The organism is Tardiphaga sp. GW821-FHT12E02 (assembly GCF_058807155.1).
This window is the reverse complement of sequence record NZ_JBXAQK010000001.1, coordinates 5,439,977-5,457,814: the sequence shown is the minus strand read 5'-3', so window position 1 is coordinate 5,457,814 and position 17,838 is coordinate 5,439,977. Positions and strand designations below refer to the sequence as shown.

General features: G+C 62.3%; 13 protein-coding genes. 9 read left to right on the top strand and 4 right to left on the bottom strand.

Annotation, left to right across the window (positions count from 1 at the left end; translation table 11 throughout):
- Positions 1–870: an IclR family transcriptional regulator gene (locus tag AC1RQ5_RS25615; RefSeq protein ID WP_493202730.1), complete on the bottom strand. Its 870-nt coding sequence runs from the start codon at positions 868–870 to the stop codon at positions 1–3.
- A gap of 207 nt (positions 871–1,077) precedes the next feature.
- Here AC1RQ5_RS25615 and AC1RQ5_RS25610 point away from each other — a divergent pair, with 207 nt between their 5' ends.
- The 5 genes from AC1RQ5_RS25610 to pimD all read left to right on the top strand — a co-directional run bounded on the left by AC1RQ5_RS25610 (position 1,078) and on the right by pimD (position 8,796).
- On the top strand, positions 1,078–3,159 hold the full coding sequence (locus AC1RQ5_RS25610; RefSeq protein WP_493202728.1) for a 3-hydroxyacyl-CoA dehydrogenase NAD-binding domain-containing protein: 2,082 nt from the start codon (positions 1,078–1,080) through the stop codon (positions 3,157–3,159).
- 208 nt (positions 3,160–3,367) lie between these two features.
- On the top strand, positions 3,368–5,035 hold the full coding sequence (pimA, locus tag AC1RQ5_RS25605; RefSeq protein WP_493202727.1) for a dicarboxylate--CoA ligase PimA: 1,668 nt from the start codon (positions 3,368–3,370) through the stop codon (positions 5,033–5,035).
- Between the two features lie 17 nt (positions 5,036–5,052).
- The gene (locus AC1RQ5_RS25600; RefSeq protein WP_493202725.1) at positions 5,053–6,240 is read left to right on the top strand and encodes an acetyl-CoA C-acyltransferase; all 1,188 of its coding nucleotides are present in this window, start codon (positions 5,053–5,055) and stop codon (positions 6,238–6,240) included.
- A gap of 24 nt (positions 6,241–6,264) precedes the next feature.
- On the top strand, positions 6,265–7,452 hold the full coding sequence (pimC, locus tag AC1RQ5_RS25595; protein ID WP_493202723.1) for a pimeloyl-CoA dehydrogenase large subunit: 1,188 nt from the start codon (positions 6,265–6,267) through the stop codon (positions 7,450–7,452).
- Between the two features lie 201 nt (positions 7,453–7,653).
- Positions 7,654–8,796 (top strand): pimeloyl-CoA dehydrogenase small subunit, encoded by a 1,143-nt coding sequence (gene pimD / locus AC1RQ5_RS25590; protein ID WP_493202722.1) that lies wholly within the window; start codon positions 7,654–7,656, stop codon positions 8,794–8,796.
- A gap of 108 nt (positions 8,797–8,904) precedes the next feature.
- Here pimD and AC1RQ5_RS25585 read toward each other — a convergent pair whose 3' ends face one another.
- The 3 genes from AC1RQ5_RS25585 to AC1RQ5_RS25575 all read right to left on the bottom strand — a co-directional run bounded on the left by AC1RQ5_RS25585 (position 8,905) and on the right by AC1RQ5_RS25575 (position 13,092).
- The gene (locus AC1RQ5_RS25585) at positions 8,905–9,354 is read right to left on the bottom strand and encodes a tRNA (cytidine(34)-2'-O)-methyltransferase (protein ID WP_493202720.1); all 450 of its coding nucleotides are present in this window, start codon (positions 9,352–9,354) and stop codon (positions 8,905–8,907) included.
- A gap of 44 nt (positions 9,355–9,398) precedes the next feature.
- Positions 9,399–10,691 (bottom strand): siderophore utilization protein FsrB, encoded by a 1,293-nt coding sequence (gene fsrB / locus AC1RQ5_RS25580; protein WP_398483690.1) that lies wholly within the window; start codon positions 10,689–10,691, stop codon positions 9,399–9,401.
- Between the two features lie 109 nt (positions 10,692–10,800).
- Positions 10,801–13,092 (bottom strand): TonB-dependent siderophore receptor, encoded by a 2,292-nt coding sequence (locus AC1RQ5_RS25575; protein ID WP_493202718.1) that lies wholly within the window; start codon positions 13,090–13,092, stop codon positions 10,801–10,803.
- 524 nt (positions 13,093–13,616) lie between these two features.
- On the opposite strand from AC1RQ5_RS25575, the gene petA reads away from it, so the two are divergent.
- From petA to AC1RQ5_RS25555, 4 genes are all read left to right on the top strand, one after another.
- Positions 13,617–14,144 (top strand): ubiquinol-cytochrome c reductase iron-sulfur subunit, encoded by a 528-nt coding sequence (gene petA / locus AC1RQ5_RS25570; RefSeq protein WP_398483694.1) that lies wholly within the window; start codon positions 13,617–13,619, stop codon positions 14,142–14,144.
- Positions 14,145–14,206: 62 nt separating this feature from the next.
- A complete protein-coding gene (locus AC1RQ5_RS25565) occupies positions 14,207–16,267 on the top strand; it encodes a cytochrome c1 (protein WP_493202716.1) in 2,061 nt (686 codons plus the stop codon).
- Positions 16,268–16,441: 174 nt separating this feature from the next.
- Positions 16,442–17,116, top strand: coding sequence for a dienelactone hydrolase family protein (locus AC1RQ5_RS25560; protein WP_493202714.1), 675 nt, complete (start codon positions 16,442–16,444; stop codon positions 17,114–17,116).
- A 48-nt stretch (positions 17,117–17,164) separates the two neighbouring features.
- Positions 17,165–17,650, top strand: coding sequence for a GNAT family N-acetyltransferase (locus AC1RQ5_RS25555; RefSeq protein WP_493202713.1), 486 nt, complete (start codon positions 17,165–17,167; stop codon positions 17,648–17,650).
- The last annotated feature ends 188 nt before the right edge of the window (positions 17,651–17,838 follow it).

Sequence of the window (17,838 nt, the reverse complement as noted above, 5' to 3'; positions counted from 1 at the left end):
CTATCCGAGCCCTTCAACAATACGAGCAACTTTCCCTCCTGATTTATTTTTCTTTGGTTCTGTTTTTTTTGTGTGCGGCGCTGCAAGTCCCCCGAGCGCCGCTTCGATATTCCTTACCATCGCGAGTAAGCGAGGTCCAATATCGTCGCGTAGTCGTTCTTCCGTGAAGCGAAATGCAGGCGCGCCGCAATTGAAGGCGTAAGGACCTGTGCCATCGTTCAAAGTGAGCGCGACGCCAGCGGCATGAACGTCGTCCTGCCATTCACCGGCGGAAATCACGAATCCATATTTGGCGACCATCTCGCCGGCCTGTTCGAGGCCATCGCGCATCTTCGCCCAGCGGCTTCCGTAGTGTTCGCGGAACTCGCGCAATAATTGGGCACGGTCTTCCGCAGGCAATGCCCAGAAATAAGCACGCCCCATGGCTGTCGTTGCGATGGGAATACGTGAGCCGACATCGAGTTGAACACCGACGGTGAGGCTCGACTTGCTCTGCCCGAAATAGATCATGCTGAGGCGATCGCGCGCGCCCACGGCGCAAGCGCCGCCGGTTTGCCGCATCAGTTCGTCGCGAAACGGCTCGGAGAGCGAGCGCACGCCGAGGTTCGCAAGTGCGGCATACCCCAGGGCCATGGCTGCTGGCGCGAGCTGGTACTTCTCGAAGCGTGGAACGGGCGTAAGATAGCCAAGCTTTGTCAAAGTATAGGTGAGACGTGAGATCGTCGGCTTTGGAAGATTGGTGCGCGCCGCGATTTCCTGGTTGCCGAGCATCCCGTCATTGGGGCGGAACGCGCGCAGCACATCGAGGCCACGTGCCAAGGCGACGACGAAATTGCGATCGGTCGCCGCTGGTTTTCCTGAACGCTTCACGCTTCCCCGATGATGTGTCTCACGTCATCTTGTTCGATGACGTCTATTTGTTTTCGCGAGAGTTTACGCCCAGATTGGTTTTTCTGTGGGGTGCCCTCGTTGACAACGGACGCTCTTCAAAATAACCCTGCCTGTCAAGATGTGGAATTAAATTTCGCACTGCGAAACAACAAAAATCAGCCCTGATTTCGACCCAAGGAGAATGCCGTGAGCGATGTCGTGAAGCTTGAACGTCATGATGAAGTGGCCGTCGTGATGGTCAATTCGCCGCCGGTGAATGCCCTCAGCGCGGCGGTTCGCCGCGGCATCTTCGAGAACGTGAAAGCTGCGAACGCAGACAGCGCTGTGAAGGCCATCGTGATTGCCTGCGAAGGCCGCACCTTCGTCGCCGGCGCCGACATCACCGAATTCGGCAAGCCGCCACAGTCGCCCGGCCTCAACGAAGTCATCGCCGAGATCGAGAATTCCTCTAAGCCTGTCATCGCTGCCATTCACGGTACCGCGCTCGGTGGTGGCCTCGAGCTCACGCTCGGCTGTCACTTCCGTGTCGCCGTGAAGGAAGCCAAGCTCGGCCTGCCCGAAGTGAAGCTCGGCCTGCTGCCGGGCGCCGGCGGCACCCAGCGCCTGCCGCGCGCGGTCGGTCCCGAACTCGCCGTGCAGATGATCGTCACCGGTAATCCGATCGGTGCTGCGGAAGCACTCAAGAATGGCTTGATCGAAGAGATCGTTGAGGGCCCGAAGGAAGGCGCCATCGCGTTCGCCAAGAAGGTCGTCGCCGAGAAGCGCCCGCTGCGCGTGCTCAAGAACGACGATTCGAAGCTGGCCGCCGCCAAGGCCGATCGCTCGATCTTCACCAATGCTGCTGCCGCCGCCAACAAGAAGAACCGCGGCATGAATGCGCCGCTCGCTTGCGCCGAAGCCGTGAGCTGGACCCTCGACACGCCATTCGATGAAGCGCTGAAGAAGGAACGCGAGATGTTCCTGAAGCTGGTCGCCGACGACCAGTCCAAGGCGCAGCGTTATGCTTTCTTCGCCGAGCGTGAAGCGGCCAAGGTCGCGGGGGTGCCGGAAGGCGTCAAGCCGCGTCCGGTCGAGCGTGTCGCCATCATTGGCGCCGGCACCATGGGCGGCGGTATCGCCATGTCCTTCGCCAATGCCGGCATCCCGGTCACCTTGATCGAAACCGGCGAGGAGCAGCTCAAGCGCGGCCTCGGCATCATGCAGAAGAACTGGGAGAACACCGCGGCGCGCGGCGGCATCCCGGCCGATGCACCGGCCAAGCGCATGGCACTGATTGACGGCAAGGTCGGCCTCGATAACGTCAAGGGCGCGGACCTCATCATCGAGGCCGTGTTCGAGACCATGGCCATCAAGAAAGAAGTGTTCACCGCCATCGACGCCCACGCCAAGCCGGGCGCGGTGCTGGCTTCCAACACCTCCTATCTGAACATCAACGACATCGCCGCCGTCACCAAGCGTCCGCAGGACGTGCTGGGCATGCACTTCTTCTCGCCCGCCAATGTGATGAAGCTGTGCGAAATCGTGCGTGCCGAGAAGACCGCACCGGATGCGTTGCTCACCGCCGTCGCCATTGCCCGCAAGATTGCCAAGGTGCCGGCCGTGGTCGGCGTCTGCGACGGCTTTGTCGGCAACCGCATGCTCGCAGCCCGCTCCAAGCAGTCGGAAAAGCTGCTGTTCGAAGGCGCGCTGCCGCAGCAGGTCGATGCCGTCGTCACCAAGTTCGGTCTGCCGATGGGCCCGTTCGCCATGGGCGATCTCGCCGGCCTCGATATCGGCTGGCGCTCGCGCCAGGACCGCGGCATCAAGTCGGAAATCGCCGACGCGCTGTGCGAAGCCGGCCGTTTCGGCCAGAAGACCGGCAAGGGCTACTACAAGTATGAAGCCGGTTCGCGCGCGCCGATTCCGGATCCGGAAGTGGAGAAACTGATCGACGAGACCTGCAAACGCCTCGGTCTCACCCGCCGTGCCATCGGCGACCAGGAGATCCTGGAGCGCATGGTCTATCCGATGATCAATGAGGGCGCCCGCATCCTCGAAGAGAAGATCGCCTCGCGTCCGAGCGACATCGACGTGATCTGGCTCTACGGCTATGGCTGGCCGATCTATCGCGGCGGCCCGATGTTCTACGCAGATCTCGTCGGCCTGAAGGAAATTGCGGATCGCTTGTCGTTCTATGCCAAGCAGACCAACGATCCGTCGCTCGAGCCGGCGCCGCTGCTGAAGAAGCTCGCGGATGAAGGCAAGACCTTCGCTTCGCTGGGCAAGTAGCCTTCTAACCTCTCCCCGCTTGCGGGGAGAGGTCGTCCTTCACATGCGGAGCATGTGGAGGGCGGGTGAGGGGGACTCTCCACACGCTCCGAGCCTGCGGAGAGTCCCCCTCATCCGTCGCGGACTTCGTCCGCGCCACCTTCTCCCCGCAAGCGGGGAGAAGGCACCCGCCGCCGCTCCATTTCTTCAACATGCGGACCAAGCGCGCATGACTTCTTCCTACCCCGGCGAGAAATATTACCCCAAAGGCGTGCGCTGGGACGCACCGATCGCGCGCGGCACCTTGCCGGGGCTGCTCGCCGATGCGGCACGCAACTATGACACCCGCACGTCCATCGAATTCCGCGGCAAGCCGATCTCATTCACCGATCTGCAGGCGCGCGCCGATATCGCTGCCGCCAGCTTCATGCGCGCCGGCTTCGGCCGCGGCGCCACCATCGCGCTGTTTCTCGGCAATACGCCGGACCATCCCGTCAATTTCTTCGGCGCGCTGAAGGCCGGCGCCCGTCTCGTGCATCTGTCGCCGCTCGACGGCGAGATCGCGCTGTCTCACAAGCTGAGCGACTCCGGCGCGCGCGTATTGGTCACCAGCAATCTCGCGGCGCTGCTACCCATGGCGCTCAAGTTTCTCTACAAGGGCTTGCTCGACAAGCTCATCGTCTGCGAAGACGACGACTGGGGCGCGATCGGGACCCAGCAGCTTCCGCTGCCGGCCAGTCCGAAGATCGTCACCTTCCGTAACTTCACTGCGGACGCGACGGCGCCAGCAGAATGGCCAAACATCTCCCCCGATGACGTCGCGCTGCTGCAATATACCGGCGGCACCACCGGTCTGCCGAAAGGCGCGATGCTGAGCCACGGTAATCTCACCTCGGCTGTGGCGATCTACAATGTCTGGGGGGCGCCGTCCCGCGCCGAGCGCAACCGCGTCGAGCGCGTCATCTGCACGCTGCCGCTGTTCCACATCTACGCGCTGACCGTCATCCTGCTTGGCCGCATCAGCGTCGGCGATACCATCTCGCTGCATCAGCGCTTCGATGTCGCGGCTGTGCTCGACGATATCGAGAAGAAGAAAGCCACCGTATTCCCCGGCGTCCCCACCATGTGGATCGCCATCGCCGCCGATCCGTCGCTGGAGACACGCGATCTCTCCTCGCTGGCGGTGGCCAGTTCCGGCGGCGCACCGTTGCCGGTAGAAGTCGCGCGACTATTCGAGCGCAAGACCGGCCTCAAGCTGAAGAGCGGCTGGGGCATGACCGAAACCTGTTCGCCAGGCACGGCGCATTCGGCCGAGGGCCTCGACAAGCCGGGCTCCATCGGCCTCGCATTGCCCGGTATCGAACTCGATGTCGTGTCGCTGGAAGATCCCTTGCAGGTGTTGGGCGTCGGAGAGACCGGTGAGATTCGCATCAAGGGCCCGAATGTCACCAAGGGCTACTGGAATCGCCCGCAGGAAACCGCGGAAGCCTTTGTTGGCGATCGCTTCCTGACCGGTGACATCGGCTACATGGACGACGACGGCTATTACTACCTGGTCGATCGCAAGAAGGACATGATCATCTCCGGCGGCTTCAACGTCTATCCGCAGATGATCGAGCAGGCGATCTACACCCATCCGTCGGTGCAGGAAGTCATCGTCATCGGCGTGAAGGACGATTATCGCGGCGAGGCCGCGAAAGCCTTCATCTCGCTCCGCAAGGGTGCGGAGCCGTTCTCCGCCGACGACCTGCGTACATTCCTTACCGGCAAGCTCGGCAAGCACGAATTGCCGGCCGCCGTCGAATTCATGACCGATTTGCCGCGCACGACAGTCGGAAAACTCTCGCGTCACGCCTTGCGTGACCTGATCGCCACGCCCACACTCAGCCAACAATAAAGACCTGGAGGATACTCATGACCGACGCCGTCATCGTTTCAACCGCCCGCACACCCATCGGCAAGGCCTATCGTGGTGCATTGAATGCCACCGAAGGTGCGACATTGCTCGGCCATGCCATCGAGCATGCCGTCAAGCGCGCCGGCATCGATCCGAAGGAAGTCGAGGACGTGGTGATGGGCGCCGCCTTGCAGCAGGGCTCCACGGGCGGCAATATTGCGCGCAAGGCGCTGCTGCGCGCCGGCCTGCCGGTGACGGTCGGCGGCACCACCATCGACCGCCAGTGCGCCTCGGGCCTGCAGGCGATCGCGCTGGCCGCACGCTCGGTGATTTTCGACGGTGTCGAGATCGCCGTTGGTGGCGGCGGCGAGTCGATCTCGCTGGTGCAGAACGATCACGCCAACAAGTTTCATACGGTCGATCCCGAACTGCTGAAGATCAAGGCCGACGTGTATATGCCGATGCTCGACACCGCCGAGACGGTGGCGAAGCGCTACGGCATCTCGCGCGACAAGCAGGACGAATATGGCCTCGAAAGCCAGCGTCGCACCGCGGCGGCGCAGCAGGGCGGCAAGTTCAACGACGAACTGGCGCCGATCTCTACCAAGATGGCCGTGACCGACAAGGCGACCGGCGAAGTCACCATGAGGGACATCACCCTGTCGCAGGACGAAGGTCCGCGTCCGGAGACCACCGCTGAAGGTCTGGCCGGCCTCAAGGCCGTGCGCGGTGAGGGCTTCACCATCACCGCCGGCAATGCCTCGCAGCTCTCGGACGGCGCCAGCGCTACCGTGATCATGAGCGACAAGCTCGCCGCCTCGAAGGGCCTCAAGCCGCTCGGCATCTTCCGCGGTTTCGTCTCGGCCGGCTGCGAGCCGGATGAAATGGGCATCGGTCCCGTGTTTGCCGTGCCGCGCCTGCTTAAGCGCCATGGCCTCACCGTCGATGACATCGATCTCTGGGAGCTCAATGAAGCCTTCGCCGTGCAGGTGATCTATTGCCGCGACAAGCTGGGCATCGATCCGGCCAAACTCAATGTCAATGGCGGCGCCATCTCGGTCGGCCATCCTTATGGCATGTCGGGCGCCCGTCTCGCCGGCCACGCCTTGATCGAAGGCCGTCGCCGCAGGGCGAAATATGCCGTGGTCACCATGTGCGTCGGCGGTGGCATGGGCTCTGCCGGCCTGCTCGAAATCGTTCAGTAAACAACTGCTCTCAAGGAGGATCCGATGGATCTGAGTTTCAATCCGGAAGAAGTCGCGTTTCGCGAGGAAGTGCGCAAGTTCTTCCATGAAAGTATCGACCCGGTCGTGCGCAAGAAGCTGCAGGAAGGTCACCACACGTCAAAGGAAGACCTGGTGAACTGGCAGCGCACGCTGAACAAGAAGGGCTGGGCCGTCCCGCACTGGCCGAAGGAATATGGCGGCACCGGCTGGAGCGCCGCCAAGCAGTACATCTTCCTCGAAGAACTGCAGAAGACCCCGGCGCCGCCGCCGCTGCCGTTCGGCGTCAACATGGTTGGCCCGGTCATCTACACCTTCGGCAATGAGCAGCAGAAGAAGCACTTCCTGCCGCGCATCGCGAATATGGACGACTGGTGGTGCCAGGGCTTCTCCGAGCCCGGCTCGGGGTCGGACCTGGCCTCGCTGAAGACCACGGCGAAGAAGAAGGGCGACACCTGGATCGTCAACGGCCAGAAGACCTGGACCACGCTGGCCCAGCATGCCGACTGGATCTTCTGCCTATGCCGCACCGACCCCGATGCGAAGAAGCAGTCGGGCATCTCCTTCATCCTCATCGACATGAAGTCGAAGGGCATCACCGTCCGTCCGATCCAGACCATCGATGGCGGCGTCGAAGTCAACGAAGTGTTCTTCGATGAAGTCGTGGTGCCGGCCGAGAATCTCGTCGGCGAGGAGAACAAGGGCTGGGATTACGCCAAATTCCTGCTCGGTAACGAGCGCGTCAACATCGCCCGCGTCGGCATGTCGAAGGAGCGCATCCGCCGCATCAAGGAGTTGGCCTCCAGCGTGATGTCGGGCGACAAGCCGCTGATCGAGGATCCGCAGTTCCGCCAGAAGCTGGCGGCGACCGAGATCGAGCTCAAGGCGCTCGAGCTGACCCAGATGCGCGTCGTCGCGGCTGAGGGCAAGCACGGTAAGGGCAAGCCGGATCCGGCCTCGTCGATCCTCAAGATCAAGGGCTCGGAAATCCAGCAGACGCTCACCGAGCTGCTGCTCGAAGTGACCGGCCCGTTCGCGCTGCCATTCGCGCCGGAAGGCGAAGGGCAGAACGAGGAGGGCGACTGGGCTTCGCCGATCGCGCCGACCTATTTCAACTACCGCAAGGTGTCGATCTATGGCGGCTCCAACGAGATCCAGCGCAACATCATCGCGAAAGCGGTGCTGGGGCTTTGATCTTCTCCCTCTCCCCGCCCTTGCGGGGAGAGGGGCGGGGTGAGGGGAGCCGCCGCGGGCTCGGAGCACGCGGATAGCCCCCTCACCCGAAGCCCTCGCTATCGCTCAGGCTCCGACCCCTCCCCGCAAGCGGGGCGAGGTTAGCGAGCCAAGCTTCACACATTCACCACGCGCGTCGCGCGCGATCCGAGAGAAAAGAAAATGGATTTTGATCTTTCAGAGGAGCAACGGCTTCTCAAAGACAGCGTGGACGGCCTCCTGAAGGCGTCCTACGACTTCGAGAACCGCAAGAAGTATCGCGCTGAAAAGGGCGGTTACAGCAAGGCGATCTGGGGCAAGTTTGCCGAGCAGGGCCTGCTTGGCCTGCCGTTCAGCGAAGAGGATGGCGGCTTTGGCGCCGGTCCGATCGAGACCATGATCGTGATGGAAGCGCTCGGCCGCAATCTCGTGGTCGAGCCCTATCTCGACACCGTGGTGCTTGGCGGCGGTTACCTCCGTCGTGCGTCGGCCGAACAGCGCGCCGCGCATCTGCCTGGCATCATTGATGGCTCGAAGACGCTGGCCTTTGCGCAGGTCGAGCGCGACTCCCGCTATGACCTCGGCGACATCAAGACCTCCGCCAAGAAGAGCGGTACGGGCTACACGCTCAACGGCGAGAAGTTTGTGGTCGGCCATGGCGACACGGCTGACACGCTGATCGTCACCGCACGCACGGCCGGCGGCCAGCGCGATGCCAAGGGCGTTGGTGTGTTCCTCGTCCCAGCCGATGCCAAGGGCGTCGATGTCCGCGGCTACGAGACCCAGGACGGCAGCCGCGCTGCCGACATCAAGCTGACCAATGTCGAAGTCGGCGCTGACGCCGTGATCGGCGATGCCGAAAACGGCCTGTCGATCATCGATCAGGTGGTCGACGATGCCCGCATCGCGCTCTGCGCCGAAGCGGTCGGTGCGATGGAAGAGGCCCTCAAGGTCTCGGTCGAATATATCAAGGAGCGCAAGCAGTTCGGCGTTGCCATCGGCTCGTTCCAGGCGCTGCAGCACCGCGCGGCCGACATGTTCACCGCGCTGGAGACTGCGCGCAGCATGTCCTATCTCGCATCGATGGCGTCGAGCTTCACTGATCTCGACGAACGCGCCAAGACGGTCGCCGCTGCCAAGGTGCAGATCGGCCGCTCCGCGCGTGCGGTCGGTCAGGGCGGCGTCCAGCTGCATGGCGGCGTCGGCGTCACCATGGAGTACAAGATCGGCCACTACTTCAAGCGGCTGACCATGATCGAGCAACAGTTCGGCGATGCCGATTTCCATCTCCGCCGCGTCGCCGCGGCCGGTGGCATCACCGAGTAAGCAGCCAGATCGATGCCCGGCCATTCCCGAATGAGCCGGGCATCATCCGCCGTTCTTCGCCACATGAAATCGGCCGGCGGATGACGCTTCGCTCATCCGCCCTACCTCCTATCCACGCGTCTGCCGCAGCGCTTCGCCAAGCGCCATCGCTACCGTCATCGCCAGATTGATCGAGCGCAGGCTCTCGCGCATGGGAATGACGACACGGCTGTCTGCGGCGGCAGCCACATCTTCCGGCACGCCGGCGCTTTCGCGGCCAAACAGCAGAATTTCATCGTCGGTATAACTGTGCGTGAGGTAGGGCTCCGCGCCCTTCGTCGTGAACAGCGCGAGTTTGCAGCCGGCCTCGCGCCGCCACTCGTCAAAATGCCGCCACGAGATGTGCCGCACGATCGAAACCTGATCGAGATAATCCATCCCCGCACGCCGGAAATGACGATCCGAAATCGGAAAGCCCGCGGGCTCGATGATATGGGCCTCGACATCAAGGCAGGCACACAGGCGCAGGATCGTGCCTGTGTTTTGCGGGATATCGGGCTGGTAGAGGGCGATGCGCATCGTGATGCGTTACCGCCCTCCGGCCGCGGCGACAAGCGGTCGCGCTACTCCGCAGGCGCAAGATGCGGACGGCCCTCGATCGTCGCCGCCTTTTCGCGACGCCCGACGCGGGCCCGTCGCTTCTTCCACCAGATCACCACGCCGGTCACCGACAGCGCGGCGACCACGAGACCCATCAGCGAGATCAGGATGCGACCGGGCAATCCGAGGATGCGGCCCGAATGTAGCGGGAACTGCATCTGCACGAAAATATCCGCGGCGGTCCCGACCCATGGCAGCTTCTCGCCGAGCGGGCGACCATCTTCGCTGTCATAGTAAAGTTGCGCCGGTCCGACGCCCGCAGCACCGTGATCGTCGCCGGGATTGAAGAAACCGACCTGGAAGATGCCGTGAGCGGGGCCGTAGAACAACGAGCCCACCGGCGTGTCCCAGCCGCGTGCTTTGCCGTCGGCCTGTGCACGCTCGTAAATCTGCGCCCAGGTCATCTTTGGCTCGATCGGCTTGTCGAGATGGCGATATTCGCGCTGCTCATAGGGCGTCGGCGTGTAGTTCGACACCGTCTTCATCAGCGGTGAAAACACTTCGAAATAGAGATTCAGCGAGAACGCCGTGAAGGCGATGATGAACAGCAGGCCCCAGGTCCACAGGCTGAAAGCACGGTGGATGTCGAAATTGATGCGATAGGTGCTGCCTGTCGTCTTGATCATCCACGCTGGCTTCCAGCGTGCCCAAAAACCCTTGCCGAGCTCGCGCGCGACAGAGGGATCAGCTCCGGCTTTGGCTCGCTTGCGCGAGGGCAGCGTCAGATAGAAACCGACAAAGCAGTCGATGGTCCAGATGATGGCGATGATGCCGAGGATGCGCATGCCCCAGCGATCGCTGCCCCAGAATTCCGGAATGTGCATCGTGTAATGCAGCTTGTAGAGGAACGAGACGAAGTTTTCGCGGGTGATCGGCCAGACCGCGCCCCAATAGCGCTTGCCGAGTTCCTCACCCGTGTTGGGATCGAGGAACACCTGATTGTAGTCGATGGTGTAGCGTTTCTGCGTCGCCGGATCGATGCGGGGCAGCACGAAGAAGGACAACGACTCGTTCTTCTCCGGCGTCATATTCATATGGATCACGCGCGCACGCGGATCGCGTTGCTCGATCAGGTTGGCCAATTCGATCGACGATTTCGCCGGCCCCTGCGTGGTGACGTCCTTGAGCTTGCTGTTCAGCAGATCATCCAGTTCGTGATCCCACGAGATGATCGCGCCGGTCACGCCCGAGAAGAACAGGAAGGCGGCTGTTAAGAGGCCAGCCCAGCGATGCAGGCGCCCGAAAATCAATCTCATGGCGTTCCGCCCCTCTCAATCTAGACGGGATCTGATTACCAAGAACGAGCACCGCCGGTCGAGGGACCGGCGGTGTCAGAATGTCGCGATTTAGGAAGGTTCTAAACTGTCACCAGCGATAGGTGAGCTTGGCGATGGCCTTACGGCCTTCTGCATAGAAGCAGCTCGTATAGCCATAGCAGGCGGCGACATAGCGGGTATCGGCCAGATTGGTCAGGTTAAGCGCCACTCGCCAGTTATCCTTGCTGTAGGCGACCATCGCATCGATGGCGGTCGATGCAGGAACCTTGAAGGTGTTGGCATCGTCACCAAAGGTCGAGCCGACATAACGCACGCCGCCACCGACCTGGATGCCGGCCAGCGGGCCGCCCTTGAACGTGTAGTCACTCCACACCGAGAAGCGGTTGAGAGGAACCGTGGTCGGGGCATTGCCGACATTCACGGGGTCCTTGGTCACCTTGGCGTGGATATACGAATAGGCGCCGCGAATATTGAACCCTTCGGTCAGCGTGGCAGTGCCTTCGAGTTCAATGCCGCGCGAATTGATTTCGCCAGTCTGCACCGCATCGAAGGTCGGGGGCGGGAATGTGACGACATTGGCACGGGTGAGATCAAACGCAGCCAGCGTGATCAGCGCATTGATGCCGACGGGCTGATACTTGACGCCGACCTCGTACTGTTTGCCGGTCTCCGGCTTGAGCAGATTGCCGAGACCGTCGGTATTGAGCACCGGCAGGAAGGATTCCGAATAGCTGAAATAGGGCGCGATGCCGCTGTCGAAATTATACATGACCGCGGCACGGCCGGTGAAGGCAGAAGCATCAGTCGATGCTTTCGCGCCACGCAGCGTTGCATCCACATCAGTGGTGACGAAGTCCTGCCGGCCGCCGAGCTGGAACGAGAGATTGCCGAGCTTGATCTGGTCCTGCAGATAGATGCCGACCTGCGACTGTTTCACGCCGGTGTTGTCTTCCGGTCCGTTGTTGACCCAGGCATTGGTATAGACCGGATTGAAGATATCGATCTTGCCGGTGGTGTAGCCGTTGGCGCGGTCGCGGAACGTGGTGTTGCGATAGTCGACGCCGAACAGCACCGTGTGGGCGAGGATGCCGGTGTTGAACTTGCCCTGCAGCTGGTTATCGACAGCAAAGGAGTTGATTGTGGAATCGCCGGCGCTGCCGCCGCGTCCCATCAGGCCCGCTGCTTCATCGGCAGGTGTCGCATAGCCGGTGCCGTAGAAGCTGGCCTGCTGATTGTACATGTAAGAATAGCGCAGGTTCTGCTTGAAGGTGAGCGCATCATTGATGTTGTGCGAGAACAGATAGCCGACCGACGCCTGTTCGGTATCGAACTGGTTCATGCCAGGCTCGCCGCCGAACCGGTTCACCGGAATGGTGCGCCCGTTGTTAGACCACACGGTGCCTGACGGCGGGAAGAACTGCAGGCCCCAGCCTGCCTTGTCCTTCTGATAGTTCGACAGGAAGGTGATGCTGGTGTCTTCGTTCGGTTTGAACGTTACCGCCGGAGCGATGAAGACGCGGTTGTTCTTGGAGAAGTCCACCTGGGTGTCGCTGTCGCGGATCACACCGGTGAGGCGATATAGCACGGTGCCTTCCTTGTTGGCGGGACCGCCGAAGTCGAATTCACCCTGATAGCGGTTGAAGCTGCCGCCGGAGATCGAGACTTCGCCAAACTGGCGTGCCGTCGGCAGTTTGCTCACATAGTTGAGCAGGCCGCCGGTGCCGCTGCCGCCATACATGGCGGAGGAGGGGCCCTTGAGGACTTCGAGTCGCTCGGCGCCATAGGGCTCGAGGCCGAGGAAGTGCACATACTGGCTGCTCGGCAGCCGCAGGCCGTCGAGATAAAGGCCAGGCATGGTCATGTCGAAGCCACGGATCTGCAACCCGCCGAAGCGGGTGTCGGAGCCGCCATTGACGTCGCCGCTGACGCCGGCCGTGTAGCGCAGTGCTTCGCCGATGGAACCTGCACCCTGATTGGTGACCTGATCGCGCGTCACGATGGAGATCGATTGCGGCGTCTCGATCAGCGGGGTGTCGGTCTTGGTGCCGGTGCCGCTGCGGGTGGCGACAAAGCCGTTCACCGGGCCGCCGGCACGCTCGCCGACATTCGGATTGGCGGTGGTGGCAGCGACGGGCGCGGCCTGCGGAGCCCGTGCGGCGCGATTGGCGCGTGCAGCACGGCTTGTAGAAGCCCGCCGTGACGGACGGGATGCGGCTGGCCGCGTACGCTGTTGCGGCGACTCCACCGTCACCGCCGGGAGCGTCGATTGCGCTTCCGCGACGTCGGTAACCGACAAAGCGAGGCCGCTAACGGCGCAAAGGCAGAGCGTGCGGATGGTTCGGAAATGCGCGAGAGGTCGCGCGCTGCGTGCAGTCGTCATGGCCAAGTTGCCCCCGGAGCTGGAGTCGGCTTCTGCCGGTATGATTTTGGTGTCATCCGGCTCTATCGAAGGCGTCGTCCGAGTACAGGCTTTGGCCGTTAGAATAGTTTCAGGTTCGGGTTTCCATTCCAGGGTGTTGCCGAGACGGCGCACTAGCCTCCAGGACTTGGAGCCCTTTTGCGCGACATGGTTGTGGCTGGAGCTCGTTGCACGAAATGGCCGGAAGCGGGGATCGCGCCCTGCGAATCGGCCGTTGATGCCGCGTGCGGCTGCCAAATTCTCCGCATTACGGAACGCGGTTGAATCTTGCGTGCATCGCATCCTGTTACCCCGTTCGTAGGCTTGCGATGCCGCGGTAGGGATGCAATAGAACGATTCTGGATTGCGTGTTTTTGCTGCGAGGCAAGGACAAGTGACCACGCCGCCGTGGGGAGGAACCGCGGGCACCGGTCATTGCTCTAGGTCAACGCGCATGCGTTGCCGGACGGGCAAAGACGGGGAGCAGATAAGAAAGGGTTGGGATCGTGACGACAACGTCTTCGGCGCAGCATACGCGCCGTGATTTCCTGTACGTAGCCACCGGGGCGGTGGCTGCCGTTGGTGCCGCAGCCGCCGTCTGGCCGCTGATTTCTCAAATGAATCCAGATGCTTCGACCATCGCGGCAGGTGCGCCGATCGAGGTCGATCTCACCCCGATCGCCGAGGGACAGGACATCAAGGTGTTCTGGCGCGGCAAGCCGATTTTCATCAGCCATCGCACCAAGAAGCAGATCGAGGACGCCCGTGCCGTTCCGGTCACGAGCCTGCCTGATCCGCAGACCGACCAGGCCCGCGTCAAGGAAGGCCATGACCAGTGGCTGGTCGTGATCGGCATCTGCACCCATCTCGGCTGCATCCCGATCGCCCATGAAGGTGCCTATGACGGCTTCTTCTGCCCCTGCCATGGCTCGGTCTACGACACGTCCGGGCGTATTCGTCAGGGACCGGCTCCCGCCAATCTGCCGATTCCGCCTTACGCCTTCGTCTCCGACAGCAAGATCAAGATTGGCTGAGCCTCCCGGCTCGCCTCGAGACCTTGCGCCGATAGTGTCGTTTTCTTCTTCAGGATCGCATCATGAGCGGACCATCCAGTTTCCAGCCTTCCCATCCCGCCCTGCAGTGGTTCGAAAAGCGCCTGCCGCTGATCGGTCTGATCCACTCGTCCTTCATCGCTTACCCCACGCCGCGTAACCTGAATTACTGGTGGACGTTCGGCGGTATCCTCTCCTTCATGCTCGGCGTGCAGATCGTCACCGGCGTGATCCTGGCGATGCACTATACCCCGCATGTGGATCTCGCCTTCAACTCGGTCGAGAGCATCGTCCGCGACGTGAATTACGGCTGGCTGCTGCGCTATCTGCATTCCAACGGCGCATCGATGTTCTTCATCGCCGTCTACATCCACATGCTCCGCGGCCTCTATTACGGCTCCTACAAGGCGCCGCGCGAAGTGCTCTGGATCCTCGGCGTGATCATCTACCTGCTGATGATGGCCACCGGCTTCATGGGCTATGTGCTGCCCTGGGGCCAGATGAGCTTCTGGGGCGCCACCGTCATCACCAACCTGTTCTCGGCCATTCCCTATGTCGGCGAGCACATCGTGACCCTGCTGTGGGGCGGTTACGCCGTTGGCAACCCGACCCTGAACCGTTTCTTCTCGCTGCACTATCTGCTGCCCTTCGTGATCGCGGGCGTCGTGGTCCTGCACGTCTGGGCGCTGCATGTGGTGGGCCAGAACAATCCGGCCGGCGTCGAGGTGAAGACCGAGAAGGACGTGGTGCCGTTCACGCCCTACGCCACCATCAAGGATGGTTTCGGCATCGTCTGCTTCATGATTTTCTATGCCTGGTTCGTGTTCTACATCCCGAACTATCTCGGCGATCCCGACAACTACATCCCGGCCAATCCCGGCGTGACCCCCGCCCACATCGTGCCGGAATGGTACTACCTGCCGTTCTACGCGATCCTGCGCTCGATCCCGTCCAAGCTCGGCGGCGTCATCGCCATGTTCTCGGCGATCATCGTGCTGGCCTTCCTGCCATGGCTGGATAGCGCCAAGACACGCTCGTCGAAGTATCGCCCGCTCGCCAAGCAGTTCTTCTGGATCTTCGTGGTGGTGTGCATCCTGCTCGGCTGGCTCGGCGGCAAGCCTGCGGAAGGCATCTACATCACGGCCGGTCGCATCCTGACCGCCTGCTACTTCGCCTACTTCCTGATCGTGCTGCCGGTCCTCAGCCGCATCGAGACGCCGCGCGCGGTGCCGAACTCGATCGCCGACGACGTGCTGGCGAAATACGGCAAGAAGGCTGCATCGGCGATTGCCGTGATGTTGCTGGCCGGTGGCCTCGTGATGGGCGGTGCCCAGAACGCCAGGGCCGCGGAAGGCGGCCCGACGCCGCCGTCGCTGTCGTGGAGTTTCGCCGGCCCTTTCGGCAAGTTTGACCGCGGTGCCCTGCAGCGCGGCTACAAGGTCTACAAGGAAGTCTGTGCCACCTGCCATTCGATGAACCTGCTCCACTTCCGCAACCTCGCGGATGCCGGTGGCCCCGGTTTCTCGGCGGCGCAGGCGTCGGCTGTGGCATCGGATATCCAGGTCAAGGATGGCCCGAATGACGCCGGCGACATGTTCGACCGTCCGGGTCGTCTTGCCGACAAATTCCCGGCGCCGTTCCCCAACGAGAACGCGGCCCGCGCGGCCAATGGCGGCGCCTATCCGCCGGATCTGTCGCTGATGGCCAAGGCCCGCAACTACGATCGCGGCTTCCCGCAGTTCATCTTCGACTTCTTCACCCAGTTCCAGGAAAAGGGCCCGAACTATATCGACGCCCTGCTGCAGGGCTACGAGGACGCGCCGAAGGATTTCCAGCTGCCGCAGGGAGCCTACTACAACAAGTACTTCCCCGGTCACGCCATCAAGATGCCGAAGCCGATCTCCGACGATCAGGTGACCTATGACGACGGCACCCCGCAGAAGGTCGAGAACTACGCCAAGGACGTCTCCACCTTCCTGATGTGGACGGCCGAGCCGCATCTCGAAGCGCGCAAGAAGCTCGGCCTGCAGGTCATGATCTTCCTGATCATCTTCGCGTTCCTGATGTATTTCACCAAGAAGAAGGTCTGGGCCGACGCGCATTGAGCGACGGTATCGACCTGAACCGAAAAGCCCCTGCGGGGGCTTTTTTGTTGCCCTTGTTCCATGTGGCGTTTAACGGCATTCCAGGCTGCCACGCATGGCGTGTATTTGCGTTGTCATCATCTCGACGCCAAAATGCGTTCAACCGATCACACCACACACTCCCCGGAGGACATCATGGGCTCATCCATCACTTTCAAGCGCCCCGACGGCAAGGACGCCAAGGGCTATCTCGCCAAGGCCGCGGCCAGCAACGCGCCGGGCGTGGTCATGATCCAGGAATGGTGGGGTCTGTCGGACCAGATCAAGGGTCTCGCCGATCGTCTCGCCCAAGAAGGTTTTGATGTGCTGGCGCCGGATCTCTATGACGGCGTTGTCGTGCCCTATCACGACGCGGATGCCGCGGGCAAAGAGATGAACTCGCTCGATTTCATGGATGCCACCACGCAGACCGTGCGGGGTGCCGTGCAGTATCTGTCGAAGGACGGCGCCAAGGTTGGTCTCACCGGCTTCTGCCTCGGCGGCGCGGTGACCGTGATCGGCGCCACAAAGATTCCCGAACTCAGCGCGGCCGTGGCGTTCTACGGCATCCCGCCGGAGCAGGCAGCTGCGCCCGCCGATGTGCAGGTGCCGCTGCAGGGCCACTTCGCCAACCGCGACGACTGGTGCACGCCGGAAGTCGTCGATAATTTCGAGAAGGGTCTGAAGGCCGCTGGCAAGAGCGCGGAATTCTTCCGCTATGACGCCGACCACGCCTTCGTCAACGAACAGCGCGCCGAAGTGCATGATCTCGAAGCCGCGAAGCTCGCCTGGAGCCGTGCAACGGCGTTCTTCAAGAAGCATCTGGGTTGATTGCCGGCCGCACTTGCTGCGGTGTGAACAACACAGTAGGTCGGGTGCATGTCGCCCGACCTCACCATCTCCGACCTGCGTCACGTCCCGGAATTCTTCGACACCGTCGCGGATCGGATCTGGCAGGCATGGTGGAAGCGTCATGGTGTGCCGGAGGCGTATATCGTCGAGCGCCTGCGCGAGAACATGAAGGGCGATGGTCTGCCGATCGCGCTGGTGGCCCATCATGGATCGGCTTTTCTCGGCACGGCCTCCCTGCTGGTCTCCGATCTCGACGAACGCCCGCAATATACACCCTGGGTGGCCGCCGTCTGGACCGAACCGGATGCGCGCGGGCAGGGCGTTGCGCCGGTCCTGATCGCGTGCGCCTGCGCCGAGGCGTTCGCCCGCAGTCACGATAAAGTTTATCTCTGCGCTGCCCCGCCACGTCGGGACTATTATTTGCAGCTGGGCTGGCAGCCGATCGAGGAGAATGTCGGCCCGCTCAAGCTGACGGTATTTGTCAGGGATCAATTGCCTGCGCCCCCATCTTGACGCCGCCGGTTTCCCGTGGCTGAGTAGCCGCCATGAGCACCCCTGTCCGCAACTCCCGTCGTTGGTGGCGCACCTCCTGAAGAGGTGGCTGGTGCGATTTGCTCTTTTCCCAATCGTCGAAGGCCGCCATCGCAGTACGCGACGGCTTTCGGTTCTGTCTTAGCCTCGTTTGTCCTGTGTGGCGCCCT